Source organism: Exiguobacterium sp. KRL4, assembly GCF_001870785.1.
Lineage (GTDB): Bacteria > Bacillota > Bacilli > Exiguobacteriales > Exiguobacteriaceae > Exiguobacterium_A.
The window spans coordinates 103,565-123,114 of record NZ_MOLV01000002.1 but is presented as its reverse complement, the minus strand read 5'-3'; the positions used below and the strand labels follow the sequence as shown (position 1 = coordinate 123,114).

17 protein-coding genes and 1 other annotated feature are annotated in these 19,550 nt (G+C 48.8%); of the genes, 7 read left to right on the top strand and 10 right to left on the bottom strand.

Features of this window, described 5'->3' with window-relative positions:
• Positions 1 to 233: 233 nt before the first annotated feature.
• A complete protein-coding gene (locus BLD48_RS01885; protein WP_014970054.1) occupies positions 234 to 1,232 on the bottom strand; it encodes an ABC transporter permease in 999 nt (332 codons plus the stop codon).
• The gene (locus tag BLD48_RS01880; RefSeq protein ID WP_071498725.1) at positions 1,225 to 2,145 is read right to left on the bottom strand and encodes an ABC transporter ATP-binding protein; all 921 of its coding nucleotides are present in this window, start codon (positions 2,143 to 2,145) and stop codon (positions 1,225 to 1,227) included. Before BLD48_RS01880 ends, BLD48_RS01885 begins: the two co-directional genes overlap by 8 nt.
• A 126-nt stretch (positions 2,146 to 2,271) precedes the next feature.
• Here BLD48_RS01880 and BLD48_RS01875 point away from each other — a divergent pair, with 126 nt between their 5' ends.
• The gene (locus BLD48_RS01875; RefSeq protein WP_071498724.1) at positions 2,272 to 3,036 is read left to right on the top strand and encodes an SGNH/GDSL hydrolase family protein; all 765 of its coding nucleotides are present in this window, start codon (positions 2,272 to 2,274) and stop codon (positions 3,034 to 3,036) included.
• A gap of 81 nt (positions 3,037 to 3,117) precedes the next feature.
• Here the strand turns inward: BLD48_RS01875 and BLD48_RS01870 are convergent, their stop codons facing one another.
• Positions 3,118 to 3,474: a DoxX family protein gene (locus BLD48_RS01870; protein ID WP_071498723.1), complete on the bottom strand. Its 357-nt coding sequence runs from the start codon at positions 3,472 to 3,474 to the stop codon at positions 3,118 to 3,120.
• Positions 3,475 to 3,686: 212 nt separating this feature from the next.
• On the opposite strand from BLD48_RS01870, the gene BLD48_RS01865 reads away from it, so the two are divergent.
• Positions 3,687 to 4,817 (top strand): S1C family serine protease, encoded by a 1,131-nt coding sequence (locus BLD48_RS01865; protein ID WP_071498722.1) that lies wholly within the window; start codon positions 3,687 to 3,689, stop codon positions 4,815 to 4,817.
• A 77-nt stretch (positions 4,818 to 4,894) separates the two neighbouring features.
• Positions 4,895 to 6,142, top strand: a complete 1,248-nt coding sequence (locus BLD48_RS01860; protein ID WP_071498721.1) for a lysine N(6)-hydroxylase/L-ornithine N(5)-oxygenase family protein — start codon at positions 4,895 to 4,897, stop codon at positions 6,140 to 6,142.
• A 67-nt stretch (positions 6,143 to 6,209) separates the two neighbouring features.
• On the opposite strand, the gene BLD48_RS01855 is transcribed toward BLD48_RS01860, so the two are convergent.
• Both BLD48_RS01855 and BLD48_RS01850 read right to left on the bottom strand, forming a co-directional pair.
• Complete coding sequence (locus BLD48_RS01855) at positions 6,210 to 7,070, bottom strand: DUF4003 family protein (protein ID WP_071498720.1); 861 nt, start codon at positions 7,068 to 7,070, stop codon at positions 6,210 to 6,212.
• A gap of 134 nt (positions 7,071 to 7,204) precedes the next feature.
• Positions 7,205 to 8,917 (bottom strand): ABC transporter ATP-binding protein, encoded by a 1,713-nt coding sequence (locus BLD48_RS01850; protein ID WP_071498719.1) that lies wholly within the window; start codon positions 8,915 to 8,917, stop codon positions 7,205 to 7,207.
• Between the two features lie 215 nt (positions 8,918 to 9,132).
• On the opposite strand from BLD48_RS01850, the gene BLD48_RS01845 reads away from it, so the two are divergent.
• On the top strand, positions 9,133 to 10,563 hold the full coding sequence (locus BLD48_RS01845) for a C40 family peptidase (protein ID WP_071498718.1): 1,431 nt from the start codon (positions 9,133 to 9,135) through the stop codon (positions 10,561 to 10,563).
• 100 nt (positions 10,564 to 10,663) lie between these two features.
• Here BLD48_RS01845 and BLD48_RS01840 read toward each other — a convergent pair whose 3' ends face one another.
• The gene (locus BLD48_RS01840) at positions 10,664 to 11,674 is read right to left on the bottom strand and encodes an LLM class flavin-dependent oxidoreductase (RefSeq protein ID WP_071498717.1); all 1,011 of its coding nucleotides are present in this window, start codon (positions 11,672 to 11,674) and stop codon (positions 10,664 to 10,666) included.
• A 166-nt stretch (positions 11,675 to 11,840) separates the two neighbouring features.
• Between BLD48_RS01840 and BLD48_RS01835 the strand changes: the two genes are divergently transcribed.
• The 3 genes from BLD48_RS01835 to BLD48_RS01825 all read left to right on the top strand — a co-directional run bounded on the left by BLD48_RS01835 (position 11,841) and on the right by BLD48_RS01825 (position 13,725).
• On the top strand, positions 11,841 to 12,329 hold the full coding sequence (locus BLD48_RS01835) for a pyridoxamine 5'-phosphate oxidase family protein (RefSeq protein WP_071498716.1): 489 nt from the start codon (positions 11,841 to 11,843) through the stop codon (positions 12,327 to 12,329).
• A 131-nt stretch (positions 12,330 to 12,460) separates the two neighbouring features.
• The gene (locus BLD48_RS01830) at positions 12,461 to 13,432 is read left to right on the top strand and encodes a cation diffusion facilitator family transporter (protein ID WP_071498715.1); all 972 of its coding nucleotides are present in this window, start codon (positions 12,461 to 12,463) and stop codon (positions 13,430 to 13,432) included.
• A complete protein-coding gene (locus BLD48_RS01825) occupies positions 13,429 to 13,725 on the top strand; it encodes an MGMT family protein (RefSeq protein ID WP_071498714.1) in 297 nt (98 codons plus the stop codon). Before BLD48_RS01830 ends, BLD48_RS01825 begins: the two co-directional genes overlap by 4 nt.
• 46 nt (positions 13,726 to 13,771) lie before the next feature.
• Here BLD48_RS01825 and BLD48_RS01820 read toward each other — a convergent pair whose 3' ends face one another.
• The 4 genes from BLD48_RS01820 to BLD48_RS01805 all read right to left on the bottom strand — a co-directional run bounded on the left by BLD48_RS01820 (position 13,772) and on the right by BLD48_RS01805 (position 19,539).
• Positions 13,772 to 14,293 carry a pyrophosphohydrolase domain-containing protein gene (locus BLD48_RS01820; protein ID WP_236629909.1) on the bottom strand — a complete coding sequence of 174 codons (522 nt, stop codon included), beginning with the start codon at positions 14,291 to 14,293 and terminating at the stop codon, positions 13,772 to 13,774.
• A 74-nt stretch (positions 14,294 to 14,367) separates the two neighbouring features.
• Entirely contained in the window at positions 14,368 to 16,014 is a 1,647-nt protein-coding gene (locus tag BLD48_RS01815) for an aromatic amino acid hydroxylase (RefSeq protein ID WP_071498712.1), read from the bottom strand.
• A 60-nt stretch (positions 16,015 to 16,074) separates the two neighbouring features.
• Positions 16,075 to 16,278, bottom strand: a binding site (T-box leader).
• 64 nt (positions 16,279 to 16,342) lie between these two features.
• The gene (locus BLD48_RS01810) at positions 16,343 to 17,488 is read right to left on the bottom strand and encodes an FUSC family protein (RefSeq protein ID WP_071498711.1); all 1,146 of its coding nucleotides are present in this window, start codon (positions 17,486 to 17,488) and stop codon (positions 16,343 to 16,345) included.
• Positions 17,489 to 17,604: 116 nt separating this feature from the next.
• The gene (locus BLD48_RS01805) at positions 17,605 to 19,539 is read right to left on the bottom strand and encodes a PTS fructose transporter subunit IIABC (RefSeq protein WP_071498710.1); all 1,935 of its coding nucleotides are present in this window, start codon (positions 19,537 to 19,539) and stop codon (positions 17,605 to 17,607) included.
• Positions 19,540 to 19,550: the final 11 nt, after the last annotated feature.

The following is a 19,550-nucleotide window of genomic DNA, read 5'->3' as shown; positions in this document are numbered from 1 at the left end:
CCTCTGTTGTCTTTAGATACCTTTTGACAATTCTCTGAGTTCGTAAACCCTTTCCAGCAGGTTTGACACCAATTACTGGAATCGCTATGATAAAAGTACGATTGTTACGTAGCGCAGAAGCTGACCTGCATCGGCTTCTTTGAGAAGGATTCCCTTCTTGATTCCAGGCGTATGCCCGCCATATGCCAAAAAGCCCCTTTTCCATACCGGAGAAGGGGCTTTTTTGTCGTGTGTCAGTACATATCTTTTTGTGTGAAGTTCCAGAAGGCGACAATCAACGCCCCAACCGTCCAACAAAGTAAGACGGCGAGAGAAAACGGTAACGTCATCCCTTCGATCGGTGGCGCTTGTCCATCGAGGTAGTTGATTAAACCGAAGTTGACGTTGACGAGGTACTTCGAACTCGTCCAACTTGAACCAAGTGTCGTCAACAGAGTTCCTGAAATCAAGACTGCCATCATGATTCCGATACCCGTTGCTGTGTTTTTGACGAGTACGGAAACCATCAAGGCAATCGTCGCAACGACTGCCGTGACGATCCAGGCCAGTCCCACCGCCATCAACAAGTATTCCCACATCGGAATCGTATGCACGAATTCGGTCGAAAACGTTCCGCTTGGCGAGGCTTGGAATCCGGTCAAAATCGGTGCCGTCCAGCCGTCATATCCTAGGACGATACCGGAAATCGCATAACAGACGGCGGCAGTCAAGGCCATCAGCATCGACGTATACAACAGCGTCGTCAGCCATTTCGCCATCAAAATCTTCCAACGCCGGACGGGACGCGACAGCAAGGTTTTGATCGTCCCATCATTTTGTTCCCCGCTGACGATATCCGCCATGATGACGATGATGAAGAGCGGCAGAATCAACGTCAATCCTTGGGAGAAGAAAATCCGGATGAAGGTCGGTGCTCCCGGATAGTTCGGATTGATATCATTATCGAGATAGTATTGGTTCTGTTTTAAGTCAAACTCGAGAAATTGTCGAAACTCATCTTGGATACTGCTTGAAGCTAAGCGGTTTTGCGTATCGACGATATCTTGTTGCAATTCGACCCGCCAGTCGAGTGTGCCCTGTTTCTTGATCTGTTCTTGAATGTCCCGGTACTGGGCATACGTAAACATCGAGACGAGGACCACTAAAATAATGGCAACGACGGCAAACCGTTTTTTTGAAGCAATCTTCATCACTTCGTTTTGAACCAATCCAATCATGTTCGGGTTACGCAATATGATCTCCTCCTGTCAATGTGATGAAGAGATCTTCAAGCGTCTGGACTTTTCGTTCGATCGTCCAGACTTCGACACCCGCTTCAAACAGTTGTTTGTTCAAGGATGGTGTCTTACTGGCATCCATTAAGGTATGGACGGTATTGGCATCGACGATTTCCGAGACTTGAACGTCAGGAGACGCCGACAAAATCTCGTTTGCCTTGAACGCATCATCGACACGCCAATCGACTCCCGGCGCCAAAGACTCGACCAATTCCTTGACCGTCCCGACTTGAACGATTTTCCCATAACTCATGATCGCGACACGATCCGCGAGCATCTCGATTTCAGCTAAGATATGGCTCGACACCAAGACGGATAAACCGGTCTCGTCGACTAGTTTTCGAATGAATTGACGTAAATCCCGGATTCCCATCGGATCAAGTCCATTTGTCGGTTCGTCAAGAATCAACACATCCGGGCGACCAAGCATCGCTTGTGCAATGCCGAGACGTTGACGCATCCCAAGAGAATACGTCCGGACCTGATCATCGACCCGTGCCGTCAAGTCGACTAAATCAATGACTTCCTGAATCCGTGCCTCGTCGACGTCCGGCAACATCCGTGAGAAGACCTGCAGATTTTCGCGTCCTGTCAAATATTTATACAGCTCCGGGTTTTCAACGATCGAGCCGATGCGTTGCATCGCTTGGACAAATTGTTTGCGCACATCAAAGTCGCAGACCGTAATCTTGCCTGATGTCGGTTTGATCAGACCAACAAGCATCCGGATCGTCGTCGTCTTCCCCGCACCATTGGGTCCGAGGAATCCGAACACTTCACCCGGGAAGATTTCGAACGAAATATTGTCGATGATTGTTTTCTTTCCAATCACTTTTGTGACTGATTCTAATTTTACAGTTGGTTTCACGTCTCTCACCTCTTAGTATCTATTCTAGCGGAATAATGAATGATTTACCTTATCGGAACACTTCAAAACCGCACATTTCGAAAAGTTTTGCTACAATCATAGTAACAGCAAAAGGAGGAACGGTTCATGAAACGATATGTTTGGCCACTTTTTTTAGTAGTTTCTCTTATTCTAACGGCAGTCTTCGGGTACGGTTTCGCCAGTGCCTATAACGATGTCGTCAATCCCCCGAAACGGGCTGTCTTGACTCCAACAAAGGAAGAACCGGTCAAAAAAGGCGGGACATATGTCGCGCTTGGTGACTCCCTGACACGTGGTGTCGGTGCCTCAAACGGAAACAGCTATGCTGCGATCGTCGGACGGAAGCTCGTCAAAAACGACCGTGTCGAACGTTTTCAAAATCTTGCCGTCAGCGGTGCCCGGACGGAAGATCTCTTAAAACAACTGGAACAAAAAGAAGTCCGCCGTACGTTGTCCCAAGCAAAAGTCATCTCGGTGACGATTGGCGGAAACGATTTGTTCAACCGTGGTGAAGGTGTCGCAAACTTTGATGCAAAAAAAACCGCAGCAACGATTGAAAAGGCTCAAGACAATCTGGCGAAAACGTTCAGCATCTTACGAAAAGAAAATCCGGATGCCGTCATTTTCTATGTCGGACTCTACAACCCGTTCCGCGCGAACGAAAATGGTGCTGCCTTTGATAGCATCGTTCAAGAATGGAATGCTAAATCACGGACACTCGGAATTAAACACGATATCGAAGTCATCGATACGTTTAATCTCGTGCGTGACGTCAAACGTGATCTTTCAAGCGACCAGTTCCACCCGAACGACGCGACGTATGAAGACATCGCCAACGCAGCAATCCTTGCTGTCGAAAAACGTTTCTAAGAAAATAGCATCACACAAAAATCCGAACGATCCTGGGCTTTCTAACGCAGGAATCGTTCGGATTTTTTTAGAAGTCTGGACTTACTTCAGCCGTTTTGCAAAAGCAATCAAAACCCATTGGAGTGGCAGACGGGCCCAGAGTCCCCAAGCAGGCAAGTTTTTCCCATTGATGGGTTTCGGGTTGACCGCCATGTTGATATTTGCCGGTAAGACGGCATATAAAAAAGCAGGTAACGTCTTACGAACGATATCAACACCACGACCCGACAGCAACATCAGACCATACAATACTTCGATGATTCCGGTCAGTTGGACGAAAAAACGTTTGAACGGGATGAAAGCGGGCATAATCTTAACAAATCCCTTTTCGTTTCGAAAATGACCGATCCCGGCAAACAGCAAGCCGCCACCATACAGCACGCGCAGTACATACTTCATCTGAACATCTCCCTTTGTGACTAAGTGTGTTACTTAAGTACGAAACACACTCAGTGTACCGAACTCCCTGACTTCCCTCAACTGTTTGAGATTGTCGACGAATTGTGGGGAATGATGAGGCATTTCGGAAAAACGACCGCAATTCCATTTCCTTGAATTAAATCTGATACATTACGTATAGATAAAAACAACACTTGAAGGGATGGATTTCGATGGCAGGAAAAACAAGACAACTTTTACCCGGACTAACTGGAGGTATCATCGGTGCCGTACTTACCGCAACGGTTGCCTTTCCGATTTTAATGGATCAAGAACAACAGGTCGCGGATACGCCACTCTCAAACGGCATGCCAAAACAAGTCTCGACGACGACCAGTGATCCCGTGACGAACGCCGTCGCGACGGCGCAAAAATCTGTCGTGACGGTCACGAATTATCAGACTGGGAATTCGATGAACGAGGAGGAAGCCGCCAGTGGTTCCGGCTCTGGTGTCATCTATAAAAAATCAGACGATCAAGCGTATATCATCACGAACCATCATGTCGTCGATGGGGCAAACAAACTGGAAGTGACTTTGAATAACGGAAAAACACTCACGGCAAAACTACTTGGCAGTGACGAGACGTATGACCTTGCCGTCCTTGAGGTGGATGCTAAAGATGTCCCTTCCATCATCACACTCGGAAAATCGGCTGACTTAAAAGCCGGACAAACCGTCCTCGCGATCGGCAATCCGCTCGGTGAGTTCCAAAACTCCGTCACACGCGGCATCGTCAGTTCCAATGACCGGACCGTCCCTGTCGATACAAACAAAGATGGACAAGATGACTTCAATACGACGGTCATCCAGACCGACGCCGCCATCAATCCGGGGAACTCCGGTGGTGCCTTGATCAATGAACAAGGCCAACTCGTCGGGATCAACTCGATGAAGATTGCCGAGAGCGGCGTCGAAGGGGTTGGTTTCAGTATCCCAATTGATGATGCCCTACCGATCCTCAAACAGCTCGAAACAGATGGTGAAGTCAAACATCCGACACTTGGTGTCTCCCTGCAGGACGTTTCGGCTTTCCCGGCCGGCTACCTGCTCGAACAAGTTAAACTCCCCGAGTCCCAAAAAACAGGTGTCGTCGTCATGTCGATTGAACCAAATAGTCCGGCAGCCTCTGCTAAGTTGAAAACAGGTGATGTCATCACAAAAATCAATGATGAGACGATTAAAAGTTTTGTTGATATCAAGACGGCACTCATCAAATCTGACGGTAACGTCACCTTGACCATCATCCGTGACGGCAAACAAATGACAGTGTCGACGCAAACGACAACGACAGATCAACTGTAAACAATTAACAAGATACGTTTCAACCCCCTCCTATATCGGGTATTGTTTTATAACAATATTGATTGGGAGGCTTTTTTATGTATGATTTGATTGGCGTAGGGATCGGACCGATGAATCTAGGCTTAAGTGCCCTTGCTCATCCGACACCTCTGCGGACGTTATTTTTTGATGAAAGCGAACAATTTTCCTGGCATCCGGGAATGATGATCAAGGATTCGATGATGCAGACAAGTTTTATTTCTGACCTCGTCACGCTCGCTGATCCAACGAGTCCTTTTACGTATTTAAACTATTTGCGATCCATCAATCGCTTGCATACGTTTTATTTTTATGAAAAATTACTTATTTCACGCCAAGAGTACAATGCTTATTTAAAATGGGTCTCGACCCAACTAGAAGACTTACACTTTTCGACACGTGTGATCGACATACAAGATACGGGTGACAGTTATGAAGTGCTCGTCGAAGAAGTCACGACCGGGAAACGGACGACGTACGAAACACGTAACGTCGTGCTTGGAACAGGTGCAAAACCATCGATTCCGTCTAGTTTTGACGAAGGAGTCATTCATAACACCCAATACGTCATGGAAAAAGAACATTTACTGAAACAAACTAAAGTCAGCATCGTCGGTTCTGGCCAAAGTGCCGCCGAAATCTTCCTCGACCTGTTGACGAGTGACCGTCCGGAAACATTTGAACTGGAATGGATTTCCCGGTCGACAATCTTCGAGACACTCGAGACCGGAAAACTTGGCGAAGAAATCTTTTCCCCGAGCTATGTCCAGTATTTCAATAGCCTGCCGCTCGCGACCAGACAAGAAGCCGTCGCGAAATTCGCTCGATCGCAAAACGGGATCAGTCCGGAGACGCTACAAGCAATCTATGAACATCTGTATGACTTACCGAGTGATGAAGTCCAACGTGTCCAGATCCGGGCGAACTTAGAGGTCAATCAGATCACGCACGAAAACGACTTTACGATTACGATGCGCCATACGGAACTAAACGATAAGCGGACTTCAAAAACCGGTGCAGTCGTCGCGGCAACCGGGTTCGTCCCGTCGCTTCCCCGCTTCACCCAGCGACTCGATATCGAGTTCGAGGGCGAACAGGCATGGAAAGTCGATGCCAACTACCGGATTGGTCGGACACTCAAAACCGATCATCATCTGTATGCAACGACGAATCTTGAGTTGTCACATGGTCCAGCCGCCGACAATCTCGGCATGTCGGTCTCAAGAAATCAATTGATTTTAAATGATGTGGCAGGAAAAGAATTGTATCCGGTCGAACAACATGCGACGTTCACGACATTCAACTAAACCAAACAATCCTCTGGCTGAGTCCGCCAGAGGATTGTTTGTCTTTTCGAGTAAGGAACAGATTGCCTTAAGGTTTTTTCGTCAGTTCCAGTGTCGCTAAAATCAACAAGGCTGACTGAAGTCGGCTTTTGCCCGATTTAGCGAGCAACAGATGGAAGGCGATCAGCCAGTTGACCTCATCGGAAAAACGGTTGCGGGACCGCTCCCGGTCGACGATCCGCGTCACATAAATCATATCGACCCGTTCCGTCGTTTCGAGTAACGCCAGTAACGGAAACAGGCGATCCCAAATCCGAACTTCCCGTTCTTCGAGCATCTCACACCAAATTCGGATTCGCTTTTTTCGTGCATCTAGTTCCGGTAAAGCACCTAAAATCTGAGCAGTCATCAACCGTTCGCTCGACGGTGCCATCCATCGTTCGAGCCATCTCTCTGCTTGTTCGACCGTTTCAAGGAACGACTCCGGTAAGGCTTTAGTCTCCATCAACGTCGACATCACGACATATTGTTTCGCCAGATTGAGGACGGGATGGGTCTGCTTGAGTTGTTCGACGAGGGCAAATGCATCGATGCCTTGCTCACGGTTCAGGACTTCACTGAGGGCAAAAAAAGGGCGGACGGCCTTTTCTTTAATGAAACGCCGTTTGATATGTCGTTCCGCTTCAATCACTTTCTCGAGCAACCGATCCGGTTCTCTACTATTGAGCTCAATGTGTGAAATCAACAACGGGGTATAGCGACTCCGTAAGGCAGAAAATCGGGTCGTCTTCCGTTTGACGATCTGCATCATCTGATCATACGCGCCTTTGTGAAAGACCCTGTCATGAATCGTATACGAAAGGGCAAAAAAACGATGGAAGTCATGTGAGGATTCTCCATGTAACGTCGAATAACTCTCATTGTAATTTTCACAAAATAACCCGTACATGTTCCCGTCCTCCCTTCCCTTATATGTTCCCGCTTCCTGTAAAATCATTCCGCTTTTCTCGGACGACTGACCAGCCTAATCAAAAAACCGGAAGCCTGCTTCATCTTGGCAGATGAGGCGACTCCCGGCTGATGTCAGACACGTTGTTTTTCAAGTAAACGCGAGAAGTAACCACCGTTTTCGACAAGTTCTTCATGTGTCCCATCTTCGACGATTCCGTCTTTCGTGACGACTAGAATCCGGTCCGCCTGACGAATCGTTGCCAGACGGTGGGCAATGATCAGCGTCGTCCGGTTTTTAGACAGTTCAGCAAGCGATTCCTGAATGATTGCTTCTGTTTCCGTATCGAGCGCCGATGTCGCTTCGTCTAAGATCAACAAAGGTGGATTCTTGAGGAACATCCGGGCGATTGCAAGACGTTGTTTTTGTCCACCGGATAACTTCAGACCGCGTTCCCCGATTTGTGTATCGTATCCGTCTGGTAAGTCAGCAATCATCTGTCCGAGATGTGCCCGTTCCGCGGCTTCAATGATTTCGGCTCGACTTGCCGTCAAATCCCCATACGCGATATTTTCCGCAATCGTTCCAGAAAACAGGAAGACCTCTTGTTGGACGATCCCGATTTGTTGCCGGAGCGACGCTTTTGTCATCTGGCGAATATCGATCCCGTCGATCGTAATTGCGCCATCCGTGACATCATAAAATCGCGGAATCAAGGAACAAATCGTTGTTTTACCGGCACCGGACGTTCCGACGAAGGCAATCGTCTGTCCCGGTTCGACCGATAAATGGATGTTATTTAGAATCAGACGATCCGCTTCATAACCAAAACTGACATCATCAAAGCGAATCGCACCACGCAAGGTCGAGACTGCAATCGCATCCGGTGCGTCCTTTAATTCCTCGTCATGGTCAATCATCTCGAGGAAACGTTTGAACCCGGCCATTCCTTTTGGATACAACTCAAGTAACGCCGTAATCTTGTCGATTGGTTTTAAGAGAATGTTCATATACAAAATGAAGCCGACCAGTTCACCGTACGTGAGTTTTTCGTTGTAACTGAGATAGGCACCGACGACGAGGACGGCCAGCGTCATCAACCGGGTCGTCAAATAAATCCCGGACAGACTTGTACTCATGACTTTATACGCATTGATCTTCGACTGGCGGAACGTCACGTTGTCTTTCTCAAACCGTGCAACTTCATGGGCTTCGTTCGTAAACGACTGCACGACGCGAATGCCGGACACGCTGTCCTCGACCCGGGAATTGACTTCCGCGATGTTGCCGTACATCCGGTCCCACGACCGGTTCATCCGAACGTTGGCATAACTGATCAGCCAGATCAAAAAAGGTACGGCAATGATCGTGACGAGTGCGAGTGGAACGTTGATCGTCATCATGATGGAGAAGGCACCGAGTAACGTCATGACCGCGATGAAGGCATCTTCCGGACCATGGTGGGCCAGTTCACCGATATCAAACAAGTCATTCGTGATCCGGCTCATAATGTGCCCCGTTTTCGTGTTGTCAAAAAAACGGAATGATTGCTTTTGGACATGTCCAAATAACTGACGCCGCATATCGGTCTCGATATTGATTCCGAGTTTATGTCCAAAGTAGTTGACGACGAACTGCATCAACGTACTGATGACATACAAGCCCAGTAACCCGATACTGACAAGAATGATCCAGTTGAGCTCGCCGTCCGGCAACAGCGTGTCGATGAACCATTTGACAGCGAGTGGGAATGCCAGCTCGAGCAGTCCAACGAACAAGGCAGATGAAAAATCGAGCCAAAACAATCGTTTATGCGGTATGTAATAGTGATAAAACCGTTTTAACATGCAAGTCCTCCTTTCAAATTACCTTTAGTGTACAGGATAATTGAAAATTATTCTCGTTTGCAAAACTTCTCTTTTTTTTGAAAACGAACTGAAAATCTTTCTCAAAAAATATATTTTTAAATCAGGTGAATTCCATCCTTCTTATGACAAAATGGTAACAATGATTCGATTCCTGATCGAACTGGATTCGTTATTTTGGAAGGGAGCTACACTACGTGAAAAAGACATTTCTCACTTTGACGACCCTTGCGCTGATCAGCTCAGCGACAGGCGTCGAAGCCGCATCAACGACACTCATCTTGACAGACAACGTCAATATCCGGACTGCTGCCACTACTTCCGCTCCTGTGATTACGACCCTCAAAAAAGGAACGACCGTCACAGCAGTCAAAAAAACCGGATCATGGTACGAAATTCGCCATCAGTCGAAAAAAGCCTTCATCACCGCCGCTTACGTCAAAACGGTTCCTGCAAAAGCTCCGACAACTACGACCTACATAACGAACACCTCGTCCGTCAATGTGCGTGAGAAAGCAACGACTACTTCGAAATCGCTTGGTAAACTGGCGAAGAACGTCAGTCTTTCCGTTAAAAAGAAAACCGGTGAATGGTACGAAATCAACTACAACAACAAGCCGGCATTCGTCCATACGACACTCGTCACAGCTAAAACGTCGACAGTGACGACCGGTTCAAAACCACCCGTCACGAAACCGGTCACACCCCCGGTTTCGACAGCCGTCAAAGCGGTTGACTCGTCAAAACAATACGAAGTCAATGCGAAAGAAGGCTTAAACGCCCGCCTGTCCGCTTCGACGACAGCTAAAATCTACAAGACATTACCGCACAAAACCGTCTTGAAAGTTACGGGTGCAGTCGATTCGTGGTATCAAGTCCAGCTTGATGGGAAAAATGTCTACGTCGCATCAAATTACGTCTCGGCGACTGCAAAAGAAACACCGCCTGTACCAGGTATCTCTGTCACACCGGTCGACCAATCGAAATCCTATAAAGTCAATGCACCGACCGGCTTAAATGTCCGGACGGCTCCTGCAACGACAGCCACGATCTTTACCCAGCTCGCTCACGGATCTTCTGTCCAAGTCTCCGGTGAAACAACGGGGACATCTGCTGGTTGGTATCAAATTAAAATCGGGACGGCTTATTACTATGTTGCGAAAAGCTACATTACGACAGGCTCTGTCACGGCTCCGGTGACACCACCGGTCACGCCGCCAACGACGACGATTCCAGCGTCAGGTATTATGGAAAAAGCGATTGCGATTGGACAACAATATCTCGGCACACCGTACGTTTGGGGTTCAAGCAGTCCCGTCAACGGTGGTTTCGATTGCTCCGGTTTCATCAACTATGCGCTGAATACGGCCGGCTACAAAGTGGCCCGGACCAATGTCAACGGCTATTGGAACAATGACGGTTACCTCGGTCAAAAGTTATCGAAATTACGTCAACCGGTCCGCGGCGACATTATTTTCTTCGAAAATACGTATGCAGCCGGTCCGACCCACATTGGCATCATGTTGAACAACGATCAGTTCATTCATGCCAACACACCGTCACTCGGGATCAGCCGCTTGTCTGAACGCTATTGGACACAAAAATTACTTGGTTTTAAAGCACTCTAATTCAAATAGGTCCGGCGAGAAACCATCTTGCCGGGCCTGTTTTTTGATTAAACAGAAAAAACGTCCACCTCAGCGAGCTGAGATGAACGTCCTTGTCCGTTTAAACTGTTGCTTCGACTGCATCCATGATCAGACGGAGTGATTGTTGTTTCGCGTCCTTGTCGGCAATCATTGAAGCAATCATCACTTCATCTGTTCCGTACGAATCTGCGAGATTTTGTAACTGACGTGCGACGTCCTCGGGATTTCCGACGATCATCCGTTTCCGGTTTTCGGCAATCCGGAACTGGTCTTGGAACGAGTACTGGTAAGCGGCTGCTTCCTCCGGAGTCGGTGTGCCTGTTGACGAGACACCTTTCTCAAGCAGGAGCAACGACAAATCAAGACTTGAAGCCAATCGTTCCGCTTCTTCCGTCGTTTCGGCACATGTCACGAAAATTGAGACGAGTGTTTGCGGTGTCGCGTTGAACGACGTCGCCATGAAGTTATGACGGTAATAATCCATCACTTCTTGACCACCCTGTCCGTTGATGAAGTGGGCAAAGGCGAATCCGAATCCGCGTTGTGCTGCATTCAAGGCACTGCCGCCGCTTGATCCGAGCAACCAGGCTTCCGGTGTCGTATCGACTTCCGGTGTTGCGACAAGTCCTGCAAACCGGTGATCAGCCGGTGCCCCGTCTTTTAAATAATCGACGAGATCATCGAGTTGTGCGCCGTAGTCGGCTCCACCGAATCGTGGTGACGACCCTTCCTGGAGTGCGCGGGTGGCGAGCGGCATGCCGCCCGGTGCCCGACCGAGTCCTAAATCAATCCGGTTCGGTGCAAGACCTTCGAGGACACGGAAGTTCTCGGCGACTTTATATGGACTGTAATGAGGTAACATGACGCCCCCTGAACCGAGACGGATCTGTTTCGTAACGGCTGCCATGTAGGCGATCAAGACTTCCGGACTGGATCCGGCAAGTGTCTTCGCAAAGTGATGTTCCGATACCCATAATCGTGTATAACCGAGTTCATCGGCAATCTTCGCGAGTTCGACCGTTTCGTGTAGGGCTTCTGACGGCGTCTGTCCTTTTGAGACCGGCGACTGGTCTAAAATACTTAATCTCATCTGTAATCTCTCCTCTGGTGTTGACTTCATGTCTAAACTGTACGCCTGTCCAATAACCGAATGCAATTAAACTGCCTGTCTACCGGATGGCGACGTTTTCAATTTAAAAATCAGGGAACATTCTTAAAGTAGCCGCAATTAAAACTTAAAGGATGAGGTGTTTTTCATGTCAACGAATCATACATCAAACCAAGAAGCCGTCGAAACAGTCAAAAAATTAATCGATAAAATCGAAACGGCGATGCTGACAACGGTCTCCGATGAAGGTCTTGTCTCACGTCCGATGCAAACTCAGGATATCGAGTTCGATGGCGATCTCTGGTTCCTTACATCAAAAGATACAGGTAAATATAATGAAATTCTTAAAAATCCGAACGTCAACGTCGCTTATGTCGACAAATCGTACGTCTCGATCCGCGGGAAAGCCGAATTCGTCGAAGACGTGGCCCGTAAAAAAGAACTGTGGAGCCCACGTTACGAAGCCTATCTCGGAACGACGTACGAAGATCCAAAAGTCGTCCTGATCAAGGTGAATACGGAAGGCGCTGAATACTGGGAGACAGGAAATACGACGAAATCCGTGAAACAACTGTTGAAAAAAGCGGTCGGTAACGACGACTCAAACGAAATCAATAAAACCGTTGATCTCACATAATCCATTTATTTTTTAGACCATCGCACCTGCGGGTGAGATGGTCTTTTTTTGTTCAAATTGGTTTTAAGGAGGTCATCTGGTGTAACATACTACTATTAGTAATCAAGTTTGTTAGCTAAAGGAGACACATCATGGGAGAATTCATTACTTTATTAAAACGGGGCAATCGCTCTGCCCTGACCGCCGCGATCGTCAATACGGTCATCGCCATCATCAAAGCTGTCGCTTACGTCTTAACGGGAAACGTCGCGATGTTTGCTGAAATGATGCATACGATTGGTGATGCCGCCAATCAGTTTTTTGTCTTCATCGGTTCCGCTCTCAGTAAGAAAGCACCAACAAAACGGTTTCCGAACGGCTTTGGTCGTCTTGTTAATCTCGTTTTACTCGGTGCCATCTTATTCGTTGGCATCATGGCGTATGAAACGATTCATGAAGGAATTGCCCACATCATCGAACCGACGGAATCGACCGGGTTTTGGATTACCCTGTCCGTCCTGTTCGTCGGTGTCGTGCTCGAAAGTGGTGTCTTTTATAAGGCGATGCAAGAAATCGCACATGATGCCCGCCTGACGACGAAAGGTCCAAAGTTGATCCTCGATAGTTTTCGCGCCTTGAAACAAGCGAAACCGGCGACCCGACTCGTCTTCCTCGAAGACCTGGTCGCCACAGCAGGTGGTCTCGTCGCGATGATCGCCGTCATCATTTCCCACCTGACACCGTTCCACCAGGCAGAAGGCGTCGCATCCATCCTGATTGGTTTGATGATGTTTTATGTCGTCGGCAACGTCTTTTTACAAAATGCCGCTGGCGCACTCGGAGAAGCCGATGAGACGATGGCCGCACGACTTGGTAGTCTCATCCTGCAAGATGCCGACGTTCGCGACATCAATAAGCTCGAAGTCATCAAGGAAGGCGATCATTTCCACGTTGAAGTCGAGATCGAAGTCGATCCAGCGTTGACGATTGCCGAAGCCGATGACATCAAGGATCGACTCGAACTCCAAATCCGCCTCCAGCAAGGGATTACGGACGTGACAATCGGATTTGATGAGGACGATAAGATTCAACAATATATCGTCTCGACCAATGAAACACCGTGATTCCGTTTACCTTGGAGGTCGTTCAAGTCATCCGTTCGATTCCGTCGGGGCGGGTCATGACATACGGTCAGGTCGCCCGTCTTGCCGGAAATCCACGTGCTGCACGCCAAGTCGCCCGTATTCTTCACAGCCTCAGTCGGACGGAACAGTTGCCGTGGCATCGGGTCTTAAACGCAAAAGGTGAAATTTCGTTAGAAGGTGACGAACAACAATTGGCACTTGAAGCTGAAGGAATCGTCTTTGAACGTCGTGGTAAACTGTCTTTAGCCCGTTATCAGGTTGAAACAGACTAAAAAAGGAAGCGAACGGCATCTTTAGCGATGCGATTCGCTTCCTTTTTTAAGCTTTTTCCTGCATTTGCTGCAAGACTTCCGCTTCGAGCTGTGGTTCCGGTGGTAACCAGCCAGCCGGTTTCATGACTTTTTGATCCGATTCCCGGAAGATCGGTTGACCGTCCGGACCAAGTTTCGCCATATTGGCTTGTTGGACGATCTCAAACAGCGGACCCGGCTCAAGTCCTGCCTCGACGAAACTCCCCATGATGAAGTAAAGGGCGTCCGTCAATGCATCGCCTTGACCAACAAGCTGTTCGACCTCGTTCGTGGGATAGGTTTCATTTAAAGACTTTTCAACGGCTCGATCGATTCCCGCTTTTAATACTTCAATTGCCGCTAAAAATTCGGCTTCGTTTCGTGACGACTGATGCAAAAACTCAACAGCCGCTTCTTCTACCGTCCACGTGGCCCGTTTGATTCCACGTTCAAGTGGAATCGGTGTCGGACGCTCCGCCCCTGGATGCCGAAACGTCTGATGGAATTGTTTGACGTCTTGATAATAATTCGGTTGTTTCAACTCAATCACTCCCCTGTTCCGTTTCACTTTCACACGGTTTTCATTCTAACAGATTTCGGGAGATTTCTCGATTGATTCCCTCCTTAACGAACATGATCCACGAGACGGATTCCCCGGCTGATCAGTTCTTCCCGTTCTTTTGACGTCTGCTTGAGACGCTTCAGGTCGGCAATTAGACGCACTTGATCCACTTCATCCGCCAGCTCAAGTAACTCGAGACGCAGTAACCAGGCATCCGGCAGTTGGCTGAGCGTCTGATCGATCAATTGTCGTACGGCTTGACGGTCCGCCCGCCCTTCCCGTATCTCCCGAACTGCTTCGAAAATTGGATCGGCCGCCGTCAATGGTCGCTCGACACGATCAAATTCGACCGTTTCCGGGATTGGTTTGAGGGCTTCGACTTCTGTTCCCGGGAAGGCCGATGTGATGTCTCCGACTACTAATTCCATCCGGTCCATCGCTGTCGTTTGACCGTCATTCGTTAATCGGGCTCCTTCTAAAATAACGAGTGCCCGGTGTCCGTCGACGTTTTGGATAGCTGAAATCTGTCCTGTTACGTGAACCGCCCCTTCTTTCCAGTCCAGCTGTTCTCCGACCTTGACCTGCATCAGAACTTCGTTCAGCTCTGGTCCGTGAAGGAGGGTAAAACCTTCCGAATGATCGGCAAGCCCTTGTCCTGTCATGACTTCGCCGTTAGCAGCAAGCGCCGTCGGACCAGTCAGTTTGACGAGATGCAATGATTCATGGATTTCGTGTGTATCCGGTACACCGACGAGCGATAGACCGCTGTCAAAGACCAGTGTCGAGAGGTTTCCGGATTCGACGGCTTTCGTCAGACCATGCAGTCCACCACGGACGTATGACATCGTCTGGGCGAATTCTTCCAATGCCTCGCGTAACTGTTCAAACGATTCACAAACAAACAGTTCCTTTTGCATGCTTGTCACGTCATGTTTCGTCGCCAGTGCTTTTGCGAGTGAAAACGGATGTTTCGTGACGGCGTCCGTCAGACAATGCCGGCTTTCGCCGACCGATGACAGAAGACCGGCACCGTAGATTTGCGGATTGTTGATGTCACCGATGAGACCAAACTCGACTGTCCACCAGAAGAGACGCGAAATTTCATTCGCTTCCGAGATACCTGTCACATGTATCCGGGTTTCAGCGAGCGCGACTTCTGCCTGTTCGACGTCTGCTGCTGTCGAGAACGGGCTTTCTTTGACGATCGTCAATTTTTTTAATGCCTTGAAGACATCGTGCTCTGCTTTATGGTTAAAGGCATGCGCCCCGATCTCACCGAACCGGCGGACAAATTCCGCGTATGTCGGATTCATCAGGATCGGTGCATGACCTGCCGCCTCGTGCAAGATGTCAGGTGCCGGCGTGTAGAGGATGTTATCAACTTTGCGGATATCGGTTGCGATCGGCAACAAACCGTGACCTTGGAAGTCAAAGAACGCGACACCGGGAATTAAGCCGTCAACAGCAACCGTTCCCCAACCGCCCCGACTTAAGTTCGCCGTCATATCACGGACATCCGGAATCCGTTCCGGACTAATGCCCGATGCGGCTAGTCCTTCAAGGTATGCCGGATGTGCCGTATCTTGTAATGTATTTAAATTCAGTCGCATGACGTAACGCCAAACCGCATGATCCGTTGGCGTGTAATCTTCGTAGTGCTGCGGTGCGACGTGTGGTCGTAAGTGACTTGGAATGATTGGTGTAGACATATGAATTTCCCCCTTGAAAGTAGATGAACAACAAAAAGTCCCTGCCGAACAAAGATGTTCGACAGGGACGACGAAAGGCCGCGGTACCACCCTGATAATCTACATAGACATAGATCACTTGATTACGGGATAACGGTTTTCTCCGCTTGCGTGGCAAGAGACTCGGAAACTGTAATTCGATTCAATCTGTGTACACGTTCGCAGCGCCACGTGCTCTCTGAAACAGGGAGATTGTTTCTACTTCGGTTTCGTCTTCGTCCAACTTCTTTCATTCTGTTATGCTGTTATGCTGTTAGCAACTAAAGTGCTGTTAAGAAGGACTATACGCTTACTTTTTACTTTCGTCAATCGCTTTTTTCCGTTTAAAGCGATTGAATGTTTTATCCCGAACGGATTTTTGTTCGATTGAAAGTGATGTGACGTGGCGCCGGAGTGCTCCGTTAAGCCGTTTTTCAAACAATTCCAGTTCCTGGATCCATTCGTTCATCGCGACGACGATCGGCAGAATTTCCATGATGATTTCTTCTTCGAGTTCATCCCGGTCGAGGAAAGAGTGTTTCACGAATGCGATATTTTCTTTGACAAGGTCCTCCATCGCGAGTGGTTCTTCCGTCAGTAACAAATCGTACGTCAACAAAACTTTTTCCTGACGTTGTGCGATATGCATCAGATGATAGAATAACTCACTCCGCAAATCATCGGCAATCGAATTAAGCGCTTTCTCCCGCTCACGGAACCGTTCTGCCGTCGCGACACCGCGTTCCAGACACGATTGCATATGTTGCAGGACGATCAAGTTCCGTAACAACGAAACATGCCGTTGCCGTGATCCGCGAATTTCCTCACGGTGCAGATTAAACAGTGTCTTCGTCTCAAGCATCGAGCGGCTCATCTTGTCGATGGCTGAACGATACGGTGTGACTTTTCCTTCAAAGGCGATCGCCCGGGTCACGACAAGCAGTTTCTCAAAGAGTTTTGAAGCCTTTTGATAATAGACGTTGCCGTAACGCGGTGGGAAAATCAGCGCATTGACACCGAGGGCACAACCGATCCCGAGCATGACGAGTAAGTAGCGGATCAAGACGATTTGCCATAACGGATCCGTTGCCCCTTCGACACTCTCCAAGATGACGATAATCATCAAGACGACGTGGGGAATCGTCCGCCCGAAGCCAAACGCCAGTAAAATCGAGATCGCTGCCATGATGACAATGCCGATGGCGAGTGGGTTCGCCGGATTATCGCCTAAGATCCAGAGCGAGACAAGCGTCAAGAACGCACCAATCAAATTGGCTTCTGCTTCCTCGAGAAATTGTTTCCATGTTTGATACACGGACGGTAATAATGTGGTCGCTGCCGAAATCGCAGGTAGAATTGGGCTTAAATTAAACAAGTCACTGATAATCAAAGCCAAAATGACGGCAAGTCCCGTTTTGATGGTACGTGGTCCGATTTGTAAAGATTGACCGCCCATATACGAACCTCCTTCATGTTTAGATACGTCCCCTATTCTTGCTCTAATACCCGAAAAACGCAATTAAAAAATCACTCCAAGTCGCCTTGGAGTGATTTGGAGATCCAAACAATCGATTATGATGCTTTCGTGCCCGCATCGGATGTCATTTCTTTTTTCGCAACTTCTTGATCGACAAGCGGTTTTTTCAAGATTGAGAGGATGGCGGCGCCGACGAGTGCTCCGATAAGGATTGCACCAGCATAGCTGAGAACTGCCATCAATGTGCCGGATGGTCCGTCAAGTAGCGGGAAGACGAACACACCGCCGTGTGGTGCCGGAAGCAACACACCGAAGACGATTGTCAAGGCACCAGCGATGGCTGAACCGATGACGCTTGCCGGGATGACACGAAGTGGATCTGCTGCTGCGAATGGAATCGCACCTTCAGTGACGAATGAAGCACCCATGGCGTACGCAGCGATACCCGCTTCACGTTCTTGTGGTGTAAATTTCTTACGGGCAAACAATGTGGATGAGAAGGCTACGAGAAGTGGTGGCACCATACCACCTGCCATGACGGCTGCCATGACTTCCGTGTTTCCTGCTGTTAATGCGGCTGTACCGAAAACGTAAGCTGTTTTGTTGATTGGACCACCCATATCGATCGCCATCATCGCTGCGACGAGCATACCGAGTAGGATAGCGTTACCGCCACTGAGACCGTTGAGAGAATCCGTCAACCATGTCATGAACGCTGCGATTGGTTCGTTGATGACAAGCAACATGATCATTCCCGTGATGAACGAACCAAGTAATGGGTAAAGTAAGACCGGTTTGATACCTTCGAGTGCTTTTGGAAGACCTTGTAAGACTTTAACAAGCACAAGGACGACGTAACCGGCAAGGAACCCGGCGATCAATCCACCGAGGAAACCAGCGTTCCCTTGGCTTGCGAGGAAACCGGCAATCAAACCTGGTGCAAGACCTGGTTTATCGGCGATCGACATCGCGATGAATCCGGCAAGAATTGGAATCAAGAGACCAAATGCAGCTTTACCGATCGACATCAGTTGTGCGGCAAATTCATTGTATGACGGATCATCCGGATTAGCGGAGTTGATGCCCCAGAAGAAGCTGATCGCGATCAACAGACCACCGGCGACGACGAGTGGCAACATCGCAGAAACCCCGCTCATCAAATGTTTGTAGAAACCACCACGTGCCGGTTTTGAACTGTCGCTTGACCCGCTGCCTTTATAAACCGGCGCATCTTGTTTAACGGCACGGTCGATCAATTCTTTTGGTTTACGAATACCTTGAGCGACGGGAACTTCAACGACGTGTTTCCCGTTGAAGCGGTCCATCTCGACGGCTTTATCCGCTGCGACGATGATGGCTGTTGCGTCCTGAATGTCTTGACTCGTCAAGCCGTTTTTAACACCGGTTGAACCGTTCGTTTCGACTTTGATCCGGACACCCATCTCTTCCGCTTTTTGACGGAGGGCATCGGCTGCCATATACGTGTGGGCAATACCGGTCGGACATGCTGTTACAGCAAGAATGTACGGTGCGTCTTTTGCAACTTCCGGTGAAGAAACATCGACCGGACCTTCTTCTTCCCGTTCTTTTGCTTCGATGGCGGCAATCACTTCATCTTCCGAACGAGCGGAGAGAATCGTATCACGGAACTTCATGTCCATCAGATAAACCGAGAGTTTTGATAACGTTTCAAGGTGTGCGTTATCCGCGTTTTCACCAGCAGCAATCATGAAGAACAAACGGCTTGGTTGTCCGTCGAGTGCTTCGTAATCGATTCCTGTCGAACGTCCGAAGGCGATGGCCGGTGATTTGACGGCTGCCGTCTTCGCATGTGGAATGGCGATTCCTTCTCCTAGTCCGGTCGTACTTTGTGCTTCCCGTGCCAAGATCGCTTCGCGGTAAGCCGAACGGTCATTTAATTTTCCGGCCCGATCGAGGACATCGACAAGCTCGTCGATGACGGTTGCTTTCGTAGACGAACGTAAATCGAGTTTGATCGTGTCACGTGTCAAAAGATCTGTAATTTTCATGAGTGAGTCAC

Coding starts and splice junctions, on each gene's coding strand:
- BLD48_RS01875 (WP_071498724.1), top strand. CDS start 2,272: ATGAAACGATATGTTTGGCCACTTTTTTTAGTAGTTTCTCTTATTCTA.
- BLD48_RS01870 (WP_071498723.1), bottom strand. CDS start 3,474: ATGAAGTATGTACTGCGCGTGCTGTATGGTGGCGGCTTGCTGTTTGCC.
- BLD48_RS01865 (WP_071498722.1), top strand. CDS start 3,687: ATGGCAGGAAAAACAAGACAACTTTTACCCGGACTAACTGGAGGTATC.
- BLD48_RS01860 (WP_071498721.1), top strand. CDS start 4,895: ATGTATGATTTGATTGGCGTAGGGATCGGACCGATGAATCTAGGCTTA.
- BLD48_RS01855 (WP_071498720.1), bottom strand. CDS start 7,070: ATGTACGGGTTATTTTGTGAAAATTACAATGAGAGTTATTCGACGTTA.
- BLD48_RS01850 (WP_071498719.1), bottom strand. CDS start 8,917: ATGTTAAAACGGTTTTATCACTATTACATACCGCATAAACGATTGTTT.
- BLD48_RS01840 (WP_071498717.1), bottom strand. CDS start 11,674: ATGAGATTAAGTATTTTAGACCAGTCGCCGGTCTCAAAAGGACAGACG.
- BLD48_RS01835 (WP_071498716.1), top strand. CDS start 11,841: ATGTCAACGAATCATACATCAAACCAAGAAGCCGTCGAAACAGTCAAA.
- BLD48_RS01830 (WP_071498715.1), top strand. CDS start 12,461: ATGGGAGAATTCATTACTTTATTAAAACGGGGCAATCGCTCTGCCCTG.
- BLD48_RS01815 (WP_071498712.1), bottom strand. CDS start 16,014: ATGTCTACACCAATCATTCCAAGTCACTTACGACCACACGTCGCACCG.
- BLD48_RS01810 (WP_071498711.1), bottom strand. CDS start 17,488: ATGGGCGGTCAATCTTTACAAATCGGACCACGTACCATCAAAACGGGA.
- BLD48_RS01805 (WP_071498710.1), bottom strand. CDS start 19,539: ATGAAAATTACAGATCTTTTGACACGTGACACGATCAAACTCGATTTA.